The organism is Mesorhizobium sp. M0751 (genome assembly GCF_040320265.1).
Classification (GTDB): Bacteria; Pseudomonadota; Alphaproteobacteria; order Rhizobiales; family Rhizobiaceae; genus Mesorhizobium.
Genome location: NZ_JAMYPH010000021.1, coordinates 18,563 through 37,614, shown reverse-complemented (window position 1 = coordinate 37,614; position 19,052 = coordinate 18,563). Strand labels below are relative to the sequence as shown.

The following is a 19,052-nucleotide window of genomic DNA, read 5'->3' as shown; positions in this document are numbered from 1 at the left end:
CCGTGCCAGTGAATTGGGCCGAAGTCACGACATGGCTCAGTCGCCAGACTAGAGTCTTTCACGTTTTGACGGAAGCGTATCCGGCGTTTGCGAAGTAGTTCTTGCATTCGCCGGGTTCGATCGTCGCAACGAGTTGGCCGATGTGGCGCCAAGTGTCCTCGACGGTACGTTTCTGAGCTTGGCGCATCCAGTGTTTGATTTTGGCAAAGGCCTGCTCGATCGGATTGAGGTCTGGGGAGTAGGGCGGTAGGTACCAAAGCCTGGCGCCGGCAGCCTTGATCATCTGCCTGATGGCCGCCGACTTATGACTTCCCAGATTATCCATGACGACGATGTCGCCGGGTTTCAGCACGGTGATGAGCTGCTGCTCGACATAGGCGCGGAAGCATTGGCCGTTGATTGGCCCGTCGAAGACGCAAGGTGCCGCGAGCCTATCGCTGCGCAGCGCGCCGAGGAAGGTCAGCGTGCGCCAGTGGCCGTGCGGAGCCAAGCCGCGCAGCCGCTTGCCCTTCGGCCCCCAACCGCGCAGCGGAGCCATGTTGGTCTTGATCCAGGTCTCATCGATGAAGACCAGATGCTGCGGATCGAGGCCGGCCTGCCAAGAGCGCCATCGCTGACGCCTGCGGGCAATATCGGCGCGCGCCTGCTCAAGGGCGAACAGCGTTTTTTTGAAGCTCAGGCCCTCGCGCCTCAAGAACATCCAGACCGCGTTGTGCGAGACCTTGACCCCGCGTGCGGCCAACTCGTCCTTCAAACCGTGCAGCGTCAGATGCGGTGTCTCACGTATACGCGTCTCGATGAAGGCACGGTGCGGCTCCAGCAACCTCTTGCGATGTCCACCCATCTTGCCCGGCGCGACCGAGCCGGTCGATTGATGGCGCTGCAACAACTTCACTGCCGTCGAAACCGCAATGCCGAACCGTTTGGCGGCCGACCGGCGGCTCTCGCCACTCATAACCGCCGCCACCACCCGCTCGCGAAGATCATTGGAAAGAGGTCGGGTCATCCGATGCTGGCCTCCACTCCAGCCAGCATCTTGAATCACAAAACAGATAAATCTGGAATCCCCTTTGATTCCGTCAAAGGCGGAACCGCTCTAGTTCGCCGACCCCAGCGCCTTGTCCAGCGCTTCCTTCACATCGGCCGGCCATGTAGCAACCGCCGGCCATGCGTCCGGCTCCGGTTTGTCGCCGCGCCTGGCGAAATAGAGCTTATGGTTGACCGGGTCGACCGCCATGAAGCCGTCATTGCCGCCGCAATCGTGCGGCACGCAGCCGCTGGCAAAGAAGGCGCCCGCGGCGGTTTTCTCGGTGCCGCCGCCGACCAGCAGGCTGGTCGCCATGTCGGGCATGTCCTTGCCGAGCAGCGTCTCGGCTAGTCTGTAGACAGCCTCGTTGTGGAAGGCGTCGATGATGTTGTCGTATTTCGCCGGATCGACGTCTTTCCAGTCGGTGCCCGGCTCCGGCATATAGGTCAGATTGCCGGACGTCGTCAGTCCGTCCGTCGGCGACCATTGCAGCGCCGGCTTGGCATCGCCCGGCAGCAGATAGGGCACGAAATAGATGGCGCTGTCGGAGATCGCTGCCGGCGGCGCGCCGCATTCGTCCTGCTCGACCGTGACCGTCTGGATCGTGCCGCCTTCCGGCTTCCACACGATCACCTTGGCCGGGCCGCATTGATTGCCGCCGTCGCCGACATCGACCAGTGCCACCTTGACGCCGCCGACCTCGACGATCTTGTCGAAGAAGACGTCGTAATTGCGCGCCAGTTCCTTGCCGTCGAAGGCGAGCACCCGTTCCCCGTACTCTTCCTCCTGGGTGATGGTCAGCTGGCCGCCCTCGAACGGGATCGGCGCCTGTTTGTCATTGTCGGCTAGGGCCGCATTGCTCAACGCGCCCTGGTCGGCGGTTGTGCCGGGCGCATCGTCAGCCGGCACGAGCACCGTGTCGGTCTGTGCATGCGCGCCAGCCATCGTCATCAGAATCCACGCCAGCGCGCAGGCGCCGGCAAGAAGCGAACGTGTCATGACTGTCCCTCCGTTCAGCCTCCACGAACCCGGCCTGTCGCGACCGGATCATCGTACCGCTCAGGCCCAGGGCCGCAGCTCGGCGTTCTTCTTCTCGAACGAAGCGATGGCGCCGGCCTTCTCCATGGTCAGGCCGATATCGTCGAGGCCGTTCAAGAGGCAGTGGCGCTTGAACTCGTCGAGATCGAACTTGACCACGCCGCCGTCCGGCCCGCGGATTTCCTTGGCCTCGAGATCGACCGACAGCGTCGCGTTGGAACCGCGCGAGGCGTCGTCCATCAGCTTCTCCAGATCTTCCGGGCTGACGGTGATCGGCAAGATGCCGTTCTTGAAGCAGTTGTTGTAGAAAATGTCGGCGAACGAGGTCGAGATGACGCAGCGGATGCCGAAATCGAGCAGCGCCCACGGCGCATGTTCCCGGCTCGAGCCGCAGCCGAAATTGTCGCCGGCGACCAGGATCTGCGCCTTGCGGTAGGCCGGCTTGTTGAGCACGAAGTCCGGGTTTTCCGAGCCGTCGTCCTTGTAGCGCATTTCGGCGAACAAGCCGGTGCCGAGGCCGGTGCGCTTGATCGTCTTGAGATAATCCTTGGGGATGATCATGTCGGTGTCGACATTGACGATCGGCATCGGCGCGGCGACGCCGGTGAGCTTGGTGAATTTTTCCATGGTTCTTGCCCGTCTTCTTCTCGTTGCGGGGAATTGCTGGAGCCCGGTTTACACAAAGCCGCGGGCAAATAAAAGGCGGCTGTTTTTGGACTTCCGTCGTCGATCGAAACACAAGATCGGTACAAAACAGCTTCAAAACCACCGGCCGATGGTGCACTTTTGTCGATATGACAACGCGATCCAAGGTTCTCTACGCCAGCGAACCGGGCCTCGGCACCGCCGAATTCCGCCGCGTGCTGGTGGAATCCGGCCTCGGCGAGACACGGCCCGTCGATGACGACACCCGATTGAACGCGATGTTGTCGGGGGCCAATTTGGTGCTCACCGCGCGTCTCGACACAGAAGGCAAGCCGCTGGTCGGTGTTGCCCGCGGTGTCACCGATTTCTCGTGGGTCTGTTACGTTTCCGAGCTCGCCGTTTGCAAATCGGCGCAAGGGCTGGGTATCGGCAAGGGCCTGATGGATAAAGCACGCCGGCAACTCGGGCCGTCCGTCGCCATCAGCCTGATCTCCATGCCCGACGCGGTCGGCTTCTATGAGCGTATCGGCATGGAGCGCATGCCCAACGCATTCTGGTTCGGCCGCAAGCGCTGAAATCCACTTCCAGCAACCTCAACCTGGGCATCCTTGGCTAGGGTTCTGCCTCTTGATATGCAACCAAATGGTTGCATATTAGGGTCATGAGCATGGATGATGTCTTTCGGGCCTTGGCCGACCCGACACGCCGGCGATTGCTGGACAGCCTTCATGCCAGGAACGGACAGACGCTGAACGCGCTGTGCGGTGAGATGGACATGACGCGCCAGGCGGTGACCAAGCATCTGGCGATCCTGGAAGAGGCAAACCTCGTCACCACCATCCGCAAGGGACGCGAGAAGCAACATTATCTGAATCCCGTTCCCATCAACGAGATCGCCGAACGCTGGATCGGCAAATTCGAGCGGGGGCGACTGGGCGCCCTCAGCGATTTGAAGAAACGTCTCGAAAGGGAAGACTGATGAGCAACATTTTCGTTTATGTCACCTACATCCGCACCTCGCCCGAAAAACTCTGGCAAGCACTGACCGAGCCGGAGTTCCAGCGGCAATATTTCCTCGGCGCCCAGATGCTAAGCGACTGGAAACAAGGTTCGGCGTGGAAGATGGTTTACACCGACGGCCGCGTCACCGACAGCGGCGAGGTCCTCGAGATCGATCCACCCAAGCGCATCGTGCTCAAATGGCGCAACGAGTTCATGCCCGAGGTCAAGGCGGACGGCTACACACGCTGCACCTTCGCCCTCGAGCAGGAGGGCGAGATGATGAAGCTCGCCGTCACACACAAAGCCGATGGGCCGCACAAGCTGCTCGGCCATGTGGCGAACGGCTGGCCGCTCATCCTGTCCAGCCTGAAGAGCCTGCTGGAAACCGGCGAAGGGCTGTCGCGCCCGGCGTCGAAGGCTTGAGGTCGTTTCGATGGCGAAACGTTTCTGGAGGACAGATGATGCACGGTTCCGCGGTGCACAGCATGACCAATGGTGAGACCGTTATGGCGAGCGCCGATGTTTGCGCGCCGCCCGAGCGGATCTTTGACGCGCTCGCTACACGCGAGGTCGAACGCTGGTGGGGGGCCGCCAAGACTTACCGGATGACCGGATGGGCGGCCGACCTCCACGTCGGCGGCCGCTGGAGCGTTACTGTCGAGACCGCGGCTGGCAGACACCTGCCCGCCAGCGGTGAATTCCTGGAGATCGAGGGGCCGCGTCGGATCGTGCAGACGCGCAGATACGACTGGGACCATCCGACGCTTGGCCGCCGCGAAACCAAAGTCGCCTGGCTGCTGGAGCCGATCGCCGGCGGCACACGCGTCACCATCTGCCATGGCGGCTTTGCCGGCCTCGCTGAAGCCGCAACCGAGCATGCGGAAGGCTGGGGTAGGGTGCTGGGCTGGCTTCAGGCGTATCTTGGTGCAGGCGGCTTGGTGGCGGCTGATCTACCGAGCGACGCATCGCTTCGCGCCAGCGTCAAATTACATTCAGTTCCCTGAACGCCCGCCCTTCAGCGACCCGGCTGTACCCAAACGCGGAGCAATCCACCGTGCGATAGCCGCCATGCACGATCAGTTCGGCCAGCGCTTTGCCGACCGCCGGCGCCTGCTGCAGGCCGTGGCCGGAGAAACCGTTGGCGAAGAGGAAATTACCGACCTCGGGGTGCGGGCCGATCACCGCGTTCTGGTCGAGCGTGTTGTAGTCGTAATGGCCGACCCAGGCGCGCGTTGGCTTGATCGCCTCGAAGGCCGGAATGCGGGTCGCCAGCACCGGCCAGATCACCTCTTCGAACAGCGGCCAGTCGGGGTCGAAGTCGGTGGGATCGGCTGGTCCTTCGCCCTCTTCCGGCTCGGCGCCACCGGTGATGTAAACCGAGCCCTCCGGCCGGACATAGATGCCGCTCGGGTCGACCAGCAGCGGCATGTCGTCATATTTTTCGCGTGCCTCGAAGACGAAGACGTTGCGCTTGCGCGGCTCCACCGGCAGCGCCAGCCCGGCCATTGCTGCCACCTTGCCGGCATTCGGCCCGGCGGCGTTGACGACGGTGCCGGCCTCGAGCCGCTCGCCATTGTCCAGAAATACACCACTGACCCGGCCGCCTAGCCGCTCGATACCCGTCACCGACGCCGTGATGAAATCGATGTTCTTCGTCCGCAGTGCCTTGCGGAACAGCATCAGCATCGCATGCGCGTCGAACCAGCCTTCGCCGCTGCGGCCATAGGCGCCGGCGGAAATGCCCTCGACCGACAGCCACGGAAAGCGGCGGACGAGCGTCTCGGCATCCTCGAGCACGATGTCGGCGCCCTCGGCCATCTGCGCCTCGTGGTTGGCTCGCAGGATCGGCAGCCCGTTCTCGCCGGCAAGGATGAGATAGCCGCCTTCGCGAAAACCGATATCGGCGTCCGCGCCAAACTCTTCCGTGAGCCGCCGGAACAGTTTCAGCGTGAACTGCGACAGCCGGATGTTTTCCGGGATCGAGAACTGCTGGCGAATGGAGGCGCAGGACAGCGTGGTCGCCGCATGGGAAAATTGCGGGTCGCGCTCGACAAGCGCGATCGAGCCCGAAAACCCTTCCTCGCGCAGATAATAGGCGACCGAGGAGCCGACGATAGCTCCGCCGATGATGACGATGTCGTAGTGCACCTTTTCGCCCTTCCGATCTGAACCGCCGAGTCACGCCGCCGGCAGGATGATCTCGAAGCGCGTGCCGCTCGCCGAGTCAACCAGCCGGATCGTGCCATCATGCGCTTTCAGGAGGGCCAGCACGATGCCGAGGCCCATGCCGGTGCCACCGGAATCGCGGCGCGTGGTGAAGAACGGCTCGAAGATGCGGCCTCGGTTGCTGGGCGAAATGCCGGCGCCGTCATCGTCCACCACAATGGTGGCCTTGCCGTCCGCGCTTGCTGCCGTGACCGAAACCAGCGTCGCGCCGTGCCGCGCCGAATTGTCGATGAGATTGGCCAGCACGATCGCGGCGTTTTCAGCCGACATGCGCAGGCCGATATCGGCGCCCGCCTCGAGGCGTACCGCCAGCCTGTCGTCGCCCGGCAGCAGCGCCAGTGCCGCACAAAGCGACGTGTTTTCGCCGCTCGGCTCGAGATTTTCGGCGCGCGCCAGGTCGAGCAGGCGTCGCACCAGCAGGTTGAGCCGGCCGGCATCGGTGACGATATTGTCCGAAAACCGCCGCCGCTCGACCTCGTCCATCGCGCCGCCCGAATCGCGCAGCAGTTCGGCGGCCCCCCGGATCGCCGTCAGCGGCGATTTGAGCTCGTGCGAGACGTGGGTGGCAAAGGTCTGGATGCCGTCGGAGCGAGCGTGCAGCTTTTCGGCCATGTCGAGGAAAGCAGCGGAGAGCGCAGCCATTTCGCGCGTGCCGTGGTGATCGAGCGGCCTGATCGCCTCGCGGTCGCCGGCGGCGATGCGTTTCGTGCGTTCCATCAGCGCATAAATCGGCCTGCTGACGGTGCGCAGGAAGACCAGCCCGATCAGCAGTGCGCCGCCGAGGATGGCGATTGCCGCCAGCGCCACCTTGCCGCGCTCGCCATAGAGATGCTTGACGATGTTGTTCGGCGTCCGCGACAGGTAGACGACGCCGGCGACCTTGCCGGAGACGGCAACCGGCATGGCGACGAAGACGCGAACCTTGGTGCCGCGGCTGACCGAATAGAGCGGCGGCGACGGCTGGTCGGGAACCCGCAGCCTGAGCGCGCTGGCGTAGCGGCCGGCAAGTGCTGCGCGAACTTCTTCGACGGCGACGAGCGACAGGCCGGCTTCCTCACGGCCGGCGATGATCACGCCTCTGGGGTCGAGCAGCCGGAAGCCGGCAAGCGTAGTCTTTTGCGTCTCGACAAGAATGCCCGACAGCCGTGCGCCGATTGCCGCGAAGGCAGGATCGACGCTGGCCGCGATGGCTGCGGGCCGGGTCGGCAGGATCCTGTCGGATGCAAGATCGAGGCGCGGTTCGATCGGCTGGTAGGGAGAAGCCCGATCCCTTGTACTGGGTGGAGGTATGGGTGTGCCGAGCTTTTCCGGGGCAAGGCCGGCCTCACGGACCTCTTGCGCATAGATCGCGCCAAGGGCGGCACCTTGTGCGATCAGCTCGGCCTCGGTCTGGCGGATCAGCTGGTTCTCGTAGAGCCGGAAGAAGAACAGGCCGGCCAGCGGCAACGCCATCACCATCATCAGGATGGCAATGACGACCGTGGCGAGCCGAGGCCGCCATTTGCTGCCAACCCATTTTTGGGCGCTCAACTCCCGCATTTACCCAGCCGGAAGCCGACGCCGTGCACGGTCTCGATTGCATCGAGGCAGCCGACTGCCGCCAGCTTGGCGCGGATGTTGCGGATATGGCTGTCGACGGTGCGGTCTGCGACATGGATGTTGGCGGCATAGGCGTTGGCCATCACCAAGTCACGGCCGAGCACATGCGCCGGCCGCGCCAGAAATCCTTTCAGGATCGCGAATTCGATCGAGGTCAGCGCCAGCGGCTTGCCGTCGAAGCTGCCTGTATGGCTTGCCGGAACCAGCAACAGTCTGCCATGCGAGAATTGCCGGTCGTCAGCTGGTTCCGGCGCGGGCCGGGCGCGCCGCAGGATGACGTTGACGCGGACGACCAGCTCGCGCGGGCTGAACGGCTTGGTGACATAGTCGTCGCCGCCCATCTCCAGCCCCAGGATGCGGTCGATCTCTTCATCCCGCGCGGACAGGAACAGCACCGGCACGTCGGATGTGTGGCGCAGCCGCCGGCACACTTCCAGTCCGTCCATTTCCGGCATGCCGATATCGAGCACGACGAGATCGGGCGCACGGCGTTCGATCGCCTGCAAGGCAGCCGCGCCGTCCGGCACCGCCAGCGTTTTCATGCCGGCCTTTTCCAGTGCGAAGCAGATGATTTCGCGAATGTGCGGATCGTCGTCGGCGACCAGTATGTGGTGCGGCATCAAATCAGCGGCCCGGCATGAAGGGTTCGGACATCGGAGGAACCACGAATGCGCCACGCCTGTCGAGGGTGCGATTGATCCGCCAATTGCGAAAGCTCCACGCGCGCCAGTTTTCCTGGCCGGCGCGGAAGCGTGCTTCGTCCTGTGCATACCAGCCTGCGAGTTCGCGGATGGAGGCATCCTCCGCAGAAACCGTCCTGCTCTGGTGCTGGACGAAGCGATCGAGGGCCGGCAAGGCGCCGGGGCCGAGCGAGCGCAGGTACCAGACGTCGAGCTGGGTGCCTTGGCCGGTCATTTCGAGGCAATGGTCGACATTGTAGTTGGCGATCAGCGCGGCAAAGTTGATGAACGAGCAGGCATAGAGCGTCGCCGATAGCGTCAGAAGATTGGCGGAAAGCAGCCATTCGTTGGACTTTTCGCGCGCGATGCGGGCGATGATCAGGACAAGGCCCGCCGCCACCAGCCCCATCCAGACGAAGGCGGCGACACGCCAATAGGTCAGCGCATAGATGCCGATATAGAGATCGAGCCGCAGGATCGACGAGATCACCAGGAGGATGTTCTGCGCCACCCACACATAAACCAGCCGGCGTATGAGCGGATCGCCGGAGGTCGCACTTCCCGGCCTCAGCGCCGCCAGCACGAAGCCGGCGGCCAGCAGCGCCGTGACGATCAGCGGGTAGGCGCCGCGATGCGCGTAGGCGGCATAGGTCAGCCCGTCGGGAAGCGCGATACCGCCCCACAGATAGGTGGCGTCGAGTGCGCTCTGCACCGCGAACAGGATGTTGAAGACAACAAGCGCGCGGAGAATGGCGGCCTTGCCGAAGACGATGTCTTCGATGGTGGTCCTGGTGGCCGGCGTCGCCGGTGCGCTGGCTGGCGACACTTTGCGGCGGCGGAACAAGCGCGGCAGCCGCGGCCGCAGAAAGGCCCAGACGCCGGCAAGCACGAACAGCCAGAAGGCGAGACGTGGCAGCTGGATGAGGTTGAGCAGTGCCATCAGGTCGATCAGCGAGAACCAGTATTCGATGACCGGATTGGCGGCGCCGAACAGGGCGAGGAACACCGCGCCGAGGCTCAGCGGCATGACCCAGACGGCGATCGCCGCAAGGCGCACGCGCCGCCGGCCAAGCCGCCGCGCCGCCGTGCGCCAGCGGAGGAAATCCAGGACGAGCCGAAATGGCGTTGCCAGCAGGAACAGCGAGAGTTGGCCGGCGACGCGGGCAAGGCCGCGCCGCAACCGTCCGGCCAGTGAAAGCGCGAAGATGGCCGTCGCCGCCAGCGCGATCGAGACGGACAGTGCGCTGACATTTTCCACAAGCGGCAGCAGCGCCACAAGCAGCGCAACCGGCTTGAACCAGAACCTGCCATCGTTGAAGACGCCGAGAGGATGGAGAGCCATGCTCCCCGCGGCAATCGCAACGCCGAACAGGAAAAGTGTGATGCCCGCCGGTTGGCCATAGAAAAAGAAATCAGCCAGCGCGACGAGCAGGACGGCAATGCCGAAGCGGCTGCAATAGCTCGGCGCCGCCGAGAGGAATACTATCATGATCGGGCTTTCTCGGTGGCTTTGATGCGGCCGGTGGGCAGGGATTTGCGGACGAAAGGGAGGAGGGTTGCCAAAGTCTGGGGCGGATCGACGAGCCACCAGCTTTCGCGGCGAAGCCGGTACGGCAGGGACCAACGGGAGTTCGTTTTTTCTTGCATGCCGCCCCTGTCGCATTCTGTCGGGCGGCAAGCGGGGCGGAGACGAGGAGATTTTCCGAAATTGCGTGCAGTTTTTGTGCACGGCTTGCCTCGGCCGGCTGCAGGCGGCATAGATCGGAGATGACCACCGAAAGCTATCGCCCGCGCCGCTCGGTGCTTTACGTCCCGGCCTCGAACGACAAGGCGCTGGCAAAAATCCCGTCGCTGGCCTGCGATGCCGTCGTCATCGATCTCGAGGACGCCGTCGCCCCGGTTGACAAGCCTTCCGCGCGCGAAAAGCTGGCGGCGATTTTCGCCGGCCGTTCCGATCGGCGCTGCGAGATGGTCGTACGCATCAACGCGCTGTCGAGCGAGTGGGGCGGCGCCGACCTGCTGGCCGCGGCCAAATGCACACCCGACGCCATCTTGCTGCCCAAGGTCGATACGCCCCGCGACATCCTCGAGGCCGGCGACGTGCTCGACGACAATTTTATCCCGGACGAGGTCAAGCTGTGGGCGATGCTCGAGACGCCCAAGGCGCTGCTCAACATCGGGCCGATCGCTGAGCTCGGCCGCGATCCGGCCTCTCGACTGGTTTGTTTCGTTACCGGAACGAATGATCTGGTCAAGGACACAGGCATTCTCGCCACGCCCGACCGGCGCTATCTCGTGCCATGGCTGATGCAGATGGTGCTCGCGGCGCGTGCCGGCGGCCTTGACCTGCTCGATGGCGTCTTCAATGATTTTAGCGATATGGACGGCTTTGCGCGCGAGTGCACGGAAGCGGCCGCCATGGGTTTTGACGGCAAGTCGCTGATCCATCCAGCCCAGATCGAGGCCGCGAACCGCGCCTTTGCACCGTCGCCTGAAGCATTGGCCGAGGCGCGCACGATCAAGGAAGCCTTCGCGCTCGCCGAAAATACCGGTAGGGCGGTAGTTGCGCTGAACGGCAAGATGGTCGAGCGGCTGCATCTGGCGCAGGCCGAAAAACTGCTGGCGAAGGCCGCCGCTGTTCGCGCATGATTATCGCAACTGACGACAGGATTGAAGAATGAAACTCTACCGCTTTCTGTCCGGCCCGGACGACGCCAGCTTCTGCCACAAGGTGACGGCGGCGCTCAACAAGGGCTGGCACCTGTTCGGCTCGCCGACCTATGCCTATGACAAGGAGGCCAAGACCATGCGCTGCGCCCAGGCGGTGGTGAAGGACATCGAGGGCCAGGAATACGGCCCCGACACCAAGCTCAGCGACTGGTAGGCTTTGCAAAAGCGCCGAAGCAGGGTGTGTTGAGATTCAGGTCAGGCCGCGCCGAGAATGGTGGATTCCGAGAACCGGAGCGGAGCGTACTTTTGGGTACGTGAGCACCGGAAGCGCAGGAAACCGCCGTTCGCAGGCCGGCATCACCTGAATATCAGCACATCCTACTCCGCTGCCTCTTCGATCTTCTCCATATCGTCGTCCGACAGGCCGAAATGGTGGCCGATCTCGTGGATCAGCACATGGGTGACGATGTCGCCCAGCGTTTCCTCGTTCTCGGCCCAGTAGTCGAGGATGGCGCGGCGATAGAGCGTGATGCGGTTCGGCCCCTCGCCGGTCTGCGGATTCCAGCGCTCGGCGATGCCGCGCCCCTCGAACAGGCCGAGCAGGTCGAAGGGCGTTTCCAGCGAAAGGTCGTCCATGATCTCGTCGGTCGGGAATTCGGCGATCTGAATGACGATCTCGCCGGTCAGCTTGCGAAACTCCTCGGGCAGATGGGCATAGGCCTCCAGCGCCAGGAGCTCGATTTCCTCCATCGTTGGCGAAAGCTGGTCGTGCCAGATGCGTGTTTGGTAGATGCGAGCCATGCTTTGTCCTTTGATCCCGGCATATAGGCTTTCAGGCCGGACTCGGCAAATGATCGGACTGGAGCGCCCGTGTCATGCCCCAACTACAGGAATAAATTCTCCATGACTCCGCTTGACTCTTCGGGCGGCCTCTGGAATCTATAGGAACATAACAGGAACAATTGTGAGTGGAAGCTGACCGTCATGGCGACAAGCGCCGTGGCGCGGGAGACTGTTTTTGCCCTGCGCCGCCAGATCGCGAAGATCGAAGGGACCTTGCCCGAACGCCTGGAGGCGCCGGCCGGTTCGTCGTTTGACGCGGATGTCCCTCGTCAGAGTCCGGCACCCTCTCGGCATCCGGCACCCGCTCGGAATCTGACCATTGTCCGCCGCGGCCTCGCCGTGGCGCCGCCCGATGCGTTTTTGCGCACCGGCGCCGAGCGCCTCGATGCTGCGCTGAGCGGCGGCCTGCCGAAGGCGGCGCTGAGCGAGTTTCATGGCGCCGCGACCCGCGATGCCGGGGCCGTCGCCGGTTTTGCCTTGTCGCTCGTCAGCCTGATCCTCAGTCAGGGGCCGCGACTGCCGGTGCTGTGGATCGGCACATCCGAGGTTTTCCGCGAGGCCGGCTTTCCCTATGCCCGGGGGCTTCACGCCTTCTTCGGCATCGAGCCGGAGCAATTGCTGTTTTCCGAGGCGCCAAGGCTACCCGATGCGCTGTGGGTCGCCGAGGAGGCTGCCAGGATGACGGCGCTGGCCGCTGTCATCCTCGAAATCCGCGGCAGCCCGCAGCGGCTGGACCTCACCGCGACGCGGCGGCTGCACGCCCGGGCGCAGAGTGCCGGCCGGCCGCTGTTCCTGCTGCGCCAGGCCGGCGAGCCCGAGCCGACGGCAGCACCGGTCCGCCTCGTCCTGTCGCCGGCACCGGCGGCAGCGCGCGAGACGCTCGCCGGCCCGCTCGCCGGCTCGATCGGCCGGCCCGCCTTCACCGTCACCATCGGCAAGAGCCGCACGGCCTTGCCCGGAAAATTCACACTGGAGTGGAACCCCGATGAACGCATATTCGAAGAAAGACGGGGCGAGGAAAGAAGGTCTCAGGAATGGACCCCAGAACGGCCAAAGAGTCCTGTCCCTGTGGTTTCCGCATCTCGCCGCCGAGAGGATCCTGCGGCAGCGTCTGGGGCGGTCCTGGCGTTCCCGGCCGTCGGATCACCTGCCGCCATCTCACCCACCGCTCGTGATCAGCCATCGCCAAGGGAACACCCAGCGCATCGCCGCCCTCGACGAGCGGGGCGAGGCGCTTAATCTGAAGCGCGGCATGGGCATAGCCGATGCGCGCGCCATGCATCCCTCGATCGACATCGTGGAGGCCGATCCGGAGGCCGACCGGCGCCTGCTCGAAGGCCTCGCCGACTGGTGCGACCGCTATACCCCGCTGGTGGCGCTCGACGGGACCGACGGCCTCTATCTCGACGTCACCGGCTGCACCCATCTTTTCGGCGGCGAACGCTCGATGCTGGACGATATCCTGTCGCGTTTTTTCCATCAGGGCTTCGATGTCCGCGCCGGGCTTGCCGCCACGCCTGGTGCTGCCTGGGCGGCGGCGCGGTTTGCCGGCGACCGCATCGTTCCCGATGGCGAGGAGGAAGCGCTTCTCGCGCCCTTGCCGCTGGCGGCGCTGCGCATCGGCCCGGAGGTCCGCGCCAGCCTCGAAAGCGTCGGCCTGCGCACGGCGGGCGCCGTCATGGCAGCACCGCGCGCGCCGCTGGCCCGCCGCTTCGGCGCATCGCTGCTCTTGCGCCTCGACCAGGCGCTCGGCCGCCTTGAGGAGGCCGTGTCGCCGCGCCTGCCGGTGGCACCGCTTTCGGTCGAGCGTCACCTTGCCGAGCCGATCATGCTGACCGAGGACATCGAGCGGCTGACCGGCATGCTGGCGACCACCTTGAAGAGCGACCTCGAGCGTCGCGGCGAGGGCGCAAGGCGGCTGGCGCTGCTGCTTTTCCGCGTCGATGGCGGCGTCAGCCGCATCGCCGTCGGCACCTCGCGGCCTCTGCGCGAGCCGCGGCTGATCCAGAAATTGTTCCACGAAAGGCTTGCCGCGCTCGAACAGGATATCGACGCCGGCTATGGCTTCGATCTCGTGCGCCTTTCGGTGCTGACTGTCGCCGCCTTCGACATGCAGCAGGCCGACCTTGCCGGCGAGACGAACGACGACGGTGCCGATATCGCGCTTTTTGCCGACCGCATTCGCGCCCGGCTCGGCGAAGGCGCGGTCTTGAAGCCGGTCGCCGTCGAGAGCCATTTGCCGGAGCGCGCCGTCGCCACCCTTCCCTTCACGGAGGCGCCGCAGAGAAGCTCGCCGCCGAAGCAGCCCGACAAGGCGAAGGACGCTCCCTCGACCGTCTTCCAGCCGGAACGGCCGATCCGGCTTTTCCGTTCGCCCGAGCCGATCGAGGTGCCGGCCACCGAAATGCCGGAAGGCCCGCCTTTGAACTTCCGCTGGCGGCGCGCGCTCTACCGGGTCGCGCGCGCCGAAGGGCCGGAGCGCATCGCGCCGGAATGGTGGCGAGAGGCGGCGGGACGAGAAGATGAGCCAACCCGGGATTATTTCCGCATCGAGGATGCCGACGGCCGCCGTTACTGGCTCTATCGCCAGGGCCTCTACGGCGCCTCGCAGCCTTCGCCGCGCTGGTTCATGCATGGGATCTTCGCATGAATGCGCTGACGGCCATCCCTTATGCCGAATTCGGCATCCAGTCGAACTTCTCGTTCCTGCGCGGCGCCTCGAAACCGGAGGAGCTGGTGGTGGCGGCAAAATTCCTGGGGTTTTCGGCGATCGGTCTCGCCGACCGCAACACGGTGGCGGGCGTGGTGCGCGCCTGGCAGCAGGCCAAGGTGGAGGGTGTTTCCTATCATCCCGGCTGCCGCCTGGTTTTTTGCGACGGCACGCCGGACATCCTCGCTTATCCGCAAGACCGCAAGGGCTGGGGTCATCTCTGCCGCATGCTGACGCAGGCCAATCTGCGTGACGAAAACGAAAAAGGGGCGACGCTCCTCAAACAGAGCGATCTTCTCGAATGGGGCGATCTCCTGTCGCTGGCCATCCTGCCGGATCTATCGGCGGGGGCGAGCGATAGCCTCGCTTTGATTAGCCGGCTCCGGGATCGCTTCGGTGAAAACCTGCGGCTGGCGGTTTCGCCGGATTACCGCGGCAACGACCGCTTCCGTATCGAGCAGGCGGCGGTGATGGCGGAGCTGGCCGGCATCCCGCTGATGGCGACCAACGATGTGCTCTACCATACGTCGGAACGGCGCCCGCTGCAGGACGTGCTGACGGCGATTCGCCTCAATGTGCCCGTCGCCGAGGTGGGGCTGGAGCTGGCGGCCAATGCCGAACGTCACTTAAAGCCGCCGGTGGAGATGGCACGGCTTTTCCGCAGACATCCGCAAGCGCTGGCGGAAACGCTGCGTTTTGCCGGCGAGCTGACCTTCTCGCTCAGTGACCTGCAATACAACTATCCCGACGAGCCGACGGAATCGGGCCTCGGGCCGCAGGCCGAGCTGGAAAGGCTGGCCAAGGAGGGTGCCGCCATCCGCTACCCCTCGGGCGTGCCGGCTTTTGTGACGCAGCGCATCGAGGAGGAGCTCGCCCTGATCGAGCGCCTGAACTACGCGCGCTATTTCCTGACTGTCCACGACATCGTCAAATTCGCTCGCAGCCAGAACATTCTCTGCCAGGGGCGCGGCTCCGCCGCCAACTCGATCGTCTGCTTCTGCATCGGCATCACCGAAGTGGGCCCGGACAAGATCGACACGCTTTTCGAGCGCTTCATTTCCGAGGAAAGAAACGAACCGCCCGACATCGACGTCGATTTCGAGCATGAAAAGCGCGAGGAGGTCATCCAGTATATCTATTCCAAATACAGCACCAAGCGCACCGCGCTGGCCGCCGCCGTCGTCAGCTACCGGGGCCGCTCGGCGATGCGCGAAGTGGCCAAGGCGATGGGCCTGTCGGACGACGTCCGGGGCGCGCTGTCCAGTTCGATCTGGGGCTGGTCGACCTCGGAGCTCGGTGAAAAGGAGACAAAGGCCGGCGGCCTCGATCAGACCGATCCATCGACAAGGCATGTGATCGAATGCGCCAACGAGATCATGGGCTTTCCCCGTCATTTGTCGCAGCATGTCGGCGGTTTCGTCATCACCAGGGACCGGCTCGACGAGATCGTACCCATCGTCAAGACGGCGATGGACGAGCGCAAGATGGTCGAGTGGGACAAGGATGATCTAGACGCGGTGAAAATCCTTAAAGTGGACGTACTGGCGCTCGGCATGCTGACCTGCCTGCAGCGCGCCTTCACCCTGCTCCGGGAGCATTATCCGGAAGCGCGGGACGCGTACGGCCGGCCTTATGTGTTGGCCACTCTGCCGGCCGAGGACAAACATGTCTACGACATGATCTGCCGCGCCGATACGATCGGCGTCTTCCAGATCGAATCGCGCGCGCAGATGTCGATGCTGCCGCGGCTGCGGCCGAAAAGCTTCTACGACCTCGTCATCGAGGTGGCAATCGTGCGGCCCGGCCCCATCCAGGGCGACATGGTCCACCCCTATCTGCGCCGGCGGCAAGGCAAGGAAAAACCCGAATATCCCAAGCCGGAACTGGAAAAAATACTCGGCAGGACGCTGGGCGTGCCGTTGTTTCAGGAGCAGGCGATGAAGATCGCCATCGTCGCCGGCGGCTTCAGGCCGGGCGAGGCCGATGAACTGCGCCGCGCCATGGCGACATTCAAGCGCACCGGCACGATCGGCAATTACCGCAAGAGAATGGTCGACGGCATGGTCGCCAAGGGCTACGAAAAAGACTTCGCCGAGCGCTGCTTCAAGCAGATCGAGGGTTTTGGCGAGTATGGCTTTCCCGAGAGCCACGCCGCCTCCTTCGCCCTGCTGGTCTATGCCTCCTGCTGGTTCAAGACCTTCTATCCCGACGTGTTCTGCGCCGCGATCCTGAATTCCCAGCCGATGGGGTTTTACCAGCCGGCCCAGCTTGTCCGCGACGCGCATGACCACGGTGTCGAGATCCGCGAGGTCGACGTCAATTTTTCCGGCTGGGATTGCGCCTTGGAGCAATCGCCTTTCGATCCGGATCGTATCCTTGACCGCCATGCCCAGATGCGCGGCGTCATCCGGACCAGCCATGCCGTCCGGCTTGGCTTTCGCCAGGTCAAGGGGCTGTCGAAGGAGCGCATGGAAGCGTTTGTGTCGAGGCGCGGCGCCGGCTATGCATCCGTGCGCGACGTCTGGCTGCGCTCGGGCCTCAACGTCGACGAGATCGAAAAATTGGCGCAGGCCGACGCTTTCCGCTCGCTTGGATTGAACCGCCGCGACGCTCTATGGGCGGTCCGCGCGCTCGACGGCAAGAGTGCCGCCGAAAAGCTGCCGCTGTTCGATCAGCCGGCGATCCGCTTGCGCGATCTCGAGCCAGAAACCAGGCTCCCGACAATGCCGCTCGGCGAGCACGTCGTCCACGATTATCGCTCGCTCGGCCTGTCGCTGAAGGCGCACCCGGTCGCCTTCCTGCGTCAAAGGCTGGATCGTTCCGGCGTTACGCCCAATGCGCGCCTCGGCCAGGTGCGGGACGGCCGGCGCGTTTCGGTCGCCGGCCTCGTGCTGGTGCGGCAGCGGCCGGGCAATGGCAAGGCGATTTTCCTGACGCTGGAAGACGAGAATGCAGTCGCCAACATCATTTTCTGGGAAAGGACTTTCGACCGCTTCCGCCCCATCGTCATGGGCGCACGTCTCATCCGCGTCACCGGCAAGCTGCAATCGGAATCGGACGTCATCCATATCGTCGCCGAGAAGGTCGAGGATCTGACGCCGTGGCTGTCGGTGCTGCTGGAAGAGGCAGGACCTGCGGATGAGCCTTCGAGCAGTGCAGACGAGGCTCAGCCGGGCAGCATCGCGCAAACGGAACTATTGGGAAAGGCGGAGAAGGTCATGCCCAAGGGACGCAATTTTCAATAGGCCCGCTGTCTTCGTCAGAGCGCTGCTGCGGTGCTGAACTTTGATGCCGGCGGGACAGAGGGGGGTGCGAAAGATCGCTACAGACCGGCCTTATCCCGTTCCACCCAGGCGCGGCGGCGGTGGCATTGCATCGTCTATGGCGATGACGCGCGCCTCCGATGGCAGCATGATCGGAATGCCGTCCCGCACCGGATAGGCAAGCTTTGCCACCCGCGAGATAAGCTCGCCGCGCTCCGGATCCCAGGCAAGCGGCCCCTTGGTCAGCGGACAGGCCAGCAGTTCCAGCAGCTTGGGATCGACAGTCCTGTTCCCGTCACGTCCATCCGCCATTCGATCCATCCTTCCACAAGGGAACTGCTTCAGGTTTCGAGCGCGGCCTCCCCTTCTCCCCTTGTGGGAGAAGGTGGCCGAGCGTAGCTCGGTCGGATGAGGGGTGTTCCAGCCTGGCACCGACGGCACTCCGTCCAGCACCCCTCAACCGTCTCGGCGCTGCGCGTCGATCCACCTTCTCCCACAAGGGGAGAAGGCAAGAGCCTACTGCAAACTCGAACCGAAATCCTCATTGTCTCGCGCCAGCGCCATTTCGGTGATGGCGATCAGCGTTTCGGCGCGTGTCTTCAGATCGGCCGCTTCGAGCAGCGCCTGCTTCTCGGCCGGCCCGTAGGGCGCCATCATCGACAGCGCGTTGACCAGCATGGCGTTTTCGGCGCGGCTGACGCTTTCCCAGTCGGCCTCCAGATCGTTGGCCTGCAGATAGGCGCGAAACGCTTTGAGCAGCGCCGGCCGGTCGATCTCGGCGTCTGCCTGCTCTTCGTCGAGATCGGCGAGAAAAGGTGCCAATCGGCACTGGCGGAACGGCGTTTTGACCGTGAGCTCCTGGACAATGCGGAACCGGCACACGCCCTGCAGCGAAATCAGGTAACGGCCGTCGCCGCTCTCGGACAGCGCAATGATGCGCCCGGCACAGCCGACATTGCACAGCTCCGGCTCGCCGTCGGGACGCAGCGCACCGTCGAGGCTGGGCTGGATCATGCCGATCAGCCGCGGCCCGGCGATCGCTTCGTCGACCATCTGCAGATAGCGCGGCTCGAAGATGTTGAGCGGCATGCGGCCTCCAGGCAGCAGCAATGCGCCCTCGAGCGGAAAGATCGGCATGGTCGATGGTAAGTCCGCAGCGAGTCGGTAATGCGCGTTTCCCGCCTGCACCTCAATCCTCCGATCGCTTTGTCAGGAAGCGCACCAAATCCGTCTCCTCCCGGCCGGCACAAGGCGCAACACCGGAAATCTGAAATCAAACGCCGTCCGAAAACCTAATCTGGCGCAGCTGCCGCCCACCGCAAGCCCGCGCGACAAAACAGTCTGCGCCG

At 64.2% G+C, this 19,052-nt stretch carries 19 protein-coding genes; 9 read left to right on the top strand and 10 right to left on the bottom strand.

The annotated features are described in order from the left end of the window. Nucleotides 1-58: 58 nt before the first annotated feature. The 3 genes from NKI19_RS26375 to leuD are packed head-to-tail and all read right to left on the bottom strand — an operon-like array spanning nucleotide 59 to nucleotide 2,692. Complete coding sequence (locus tag NKI19_RS26375; RefSeq protein ID WP_352491739.1) at nucleotides 59-1,042, bottom strand: IS630 family transposase; 984 nt, start codon at nucleotides 1,040-1,042, stop codon at nucleotides 59-61. A gap of 54 nt (nucleotides 1,043-1,096) precedes the next feature. Then, nucleotides 1,097-2,026 carry an Ivy family c-type lysozyme inhibitor gene (locus tag NKI19_RS26370; protein ID WP_352491682.1) on the bottom strand — a complete coding sequence of 310 codons (930 nt, stop codon included), beginning with the start codon at nucleotides 2,024-2,026 and terminating at the stop codon, nucleotides 1,097-1,099. 60 nt (nucleotides 2,027-2,086) lie between these two features. Then, complete coding sequence (gene leuD, locus NKI19_RS26365; RefSeq protein WP_292663076.1) at nucleotides 2,087-2,692, bottom strand: 3-isopropylmalate dehydratase small subunit; 606 nt, start codon at nucleotides 2,690-2,692, stop codon at nucleotides 2,087-2,089. A 167-nt stretch (nucleotides 2,693-2,859) separates the two neighbouring features. Here leuD and NKI19_RS26360 point away from each other — a divergent pair, with 167 nt between their 5' ends. The 4 genes from NKI19_RS26360 (at nucleotide 2,860) to NKI19_RS26345 (ending at nucleotide 4,716) form a co-directional block, all read left to right on the top strand. Further along, on the top strand, nucleotides 2,860-3,285 hold the full coding sequence (locus NKI19_RS26360; protein ID WP_352491683.1) for a GNAT family N-acetyltransferase: 426 nt from the start codon (nucleotides 2,860-2,862) through the stop codon (nucleotides 3,283-3,285). 92 nt (nucleotides 3,286-3,377) lie between these two features. Further along, complete coding sequence (locus NKI19_RS26355; protein ID WP_352491684.1) at nucleotides 3,378-3,689, top strand: ArsR/SmtB family transcription factor; 312 nt, start codon at nucleotides 3,378-3,380, stop codon at nucleotides 3,687-3,689. After that, a complete protein-coding gene (locus tag NKI19_RS26350) occupies nucleotides 3,689-4,135 on the top strand; it encodes an SRPBCC domain-containing protein (RefSeq protein WP_352566673.1) in 447 nt (148 codons plus the stop codon). The genes NKI19_RS26355 and NKI19_RS26350 overlap by 1 nt, the downstream gene beginning before the upstream one ends. 35 nt (nucleotides 4,136-4,170) lie before the next feature. After that, nucleotides 4,171-4,716 (top strand): SRPBCC family protein, encoded by a 546-nt coding sequence (locus NKI19_RS26345; RefSeq protein ID WP_352491686.1) that lies wholly within the window; start codon nucleotides 4,171-4,173, stop codon nucleotides 4,714-4,716. On the opposite strand, the gene NKI19_RS26340 is transcribed toward NKI19_RS26345, so the two are convergent. From NKI19_RS26340 to NKI19_RS26325, 4 genes are read right to left on the bottom strand one after another with little or no spacing between them, the layout of a single operon-like run. After that, a complete protein-coding gene (locus NKI19_RS26340) occupies nucleotides 4,694-5,860 on the bottom strand; it encodes an NAD(P)/FAD-dependent oxidoreductase (RefSeq protein WP_352491687.1) in 1,167 nt (388 codons plus the stop codon). The genes NKI19_RS26345 and NKI19_RS26340 overlap by 23 nt on opposite strands. A 30-nt stretch (nucleotides 5,861-5,890) precedes the next feature. Continuing rightward, nucleotides 5,891-7,477 carry an ATP-binding protein gene (locus NKI19_RS26335; RefSeq protein ID WP_352491688.1) on the bottom strand — a complete coding sequence of 529 codons (1,587 nt, stop codon included), beginning with the start codon at nucleotides 7,475-7,477 and terminating at the stop codon, nucleotides 5,891-5,893. Then, on the bottom strand, nucleotides 7,465-8,157 hold the full coding sequence (locus NKI19_RS26330; protein ID WP_352491689.1) for a response regulator: 693 nt from the start codon (nucleotides 8,155-8,157) through the stop codon (nucleotides 7,465-7,467). The genes NKI19_RS26335 and NKI19_RS26330 overlap by 13 nt, the downstream gene beginning before the upstream one ends. 4 nt (nucleotides 8,158-8,161) lie before the next feature. Then, complete coding sequence (locus tag NKI19_RS26325) at nucleotides 8,162-9,706, bottom strand: DUF4153 domain-containing protein (RefSeq protein WP_352491690.1); 1,545 nt, start codon at nucleotides 9,704-9,706, stop codon at nucleotides 8,162-8,164. Between the two features lie 278 nt (nucleotides 9,707-9,984). Here NKI19_RS26325 and NKI19_RS26320 point away from each other — a divergent pair, with 278 nt between their 5' ends. Together NKI19_RS26320 and NKI19_RS26315 are read left to right on the top strand one after the other, a co-directional pair. Further along, on the top strand, nucleotides 9,985-10,866 hold the full coding sequence (locus tag NKI19_RS26320) for an HpcH/HpaI aldolase/citrate lyase family protein (protein ID WP_352491691.1): 882 nt from the start codon (nucleotides 9,985-9,987) through the stop codon (nucleotides 10,864-10,866). Nucleotides 10,867-10,894: 28 nt separating this feature from the next. Beyond that, nucleotides 10,895-11,101, top strand: a complete 207-nt coding sequence (locus tag NKI19_RS26315) for a DUF1737 domain-containing protein (RefSeq protein ID WP_352491692.1) — start codon at nucleotides 10,895-10,897, stop codon at nucleotides 11,099-11,101. Between the two features lie 164 nt (nucleotides 11,102-11,265). Here NKI19_RS26315 and NKI19_RS26310 read toward each other — a convergent pair whose 3' ends face one another. After that, nucleotides 11,266-11,688 (bottom strand): metallopeptidase family protein, encoded by a 423-nt coding sequence (locus NKI19_RS26310; RefSeq protein ID WP_023721935.1) that lies wholly within the window; start codon nucleotides 11,686-11,688, stop codon nucleotides 11,266-11,268. Between the two features lie 183 nt (nucleotides 11,689-11,871). Here NKI19_RS26310 and NKI19_RS26305 point away from each other — a divergent pair, with 183 nt between their 5' ends. The 3 genes from NKI19_RS26305 to NKI19_RS26295 are packed head-to-tail and all read left to right on the top strand — an operon-like array spanning nucleotide 11,872 to nucleotide 17,685. Then, complete coding sequence (locus NKI19_RS26305; protein ID WP_352566675.1) at nucleotides 11,872-12,969, top strand: ImuA family protein; 1,098 nt, start codon at nucleotides 11,872-11,874, stop codon at nucleotides 12,967-12,969. Then, nucleotides 12,902-14,380 carry a DUF6504 family protein gene (locus NKI19_RS26300; protein ID WP_352491694.1) on the top strand — a complete coding sequence of 493 codons (1,479 nt, stop codon included), beginning with the start codon at nucleotides 12,902-12,904 and terminating at the stop codon, nucleotides 14,378-14,380. Before NKI19_RS26305 ends, NKI19_RS26300 begins: the two co-directional genes overlap by 68 nt. Then, complete coding sequence (locus tag NKI19_RS26295; RefSeq protein ID WP_352491695.1) at nucleotides 14,377-17,685, top strand: error-prone DNA polymerase; 3,309 nt, start codon at nucleotides 14,377-14,379, stop codon at nucleotides 17,683-17,685. The genes NKI19_RS26300 and NKI19_RS26295 overlap by 4 nt, the downstream gene beginning before the upstream one ends. Nucleotides 17,686-17,775: 90 nt before the next feature. On the opposite strand, the gene NKI19_RS26290 is transcribed toward NKI19_RS26295, so the two are convergent. Continuing rightward, nucleotides 17,776-18,015, bottom strand: a complete 240-nt coding sequence (locus tag NKI19_RS26290; RefSeq protein ID WP_352491696.1) for a Trm112 family protein — start codon at nucleotides 18,013-18,015, stop codon at nucleotides 17,776-17,778. A 204-nt stretch (nucleotides 18,016-18,219) separates the two neighbouring features. Continuing rightward, entirely contained in the window at nucleotides 18,220-18,891 is a 672-nt protein-coding gene (locus NKI19_RS26285; protein WP_023675985.1) for an LON peptidase substrate-binding domain-containing protein, read from the bottom strand. Nucleotides 18,892-19,052 lie beyond the last annotated feature (161 nt).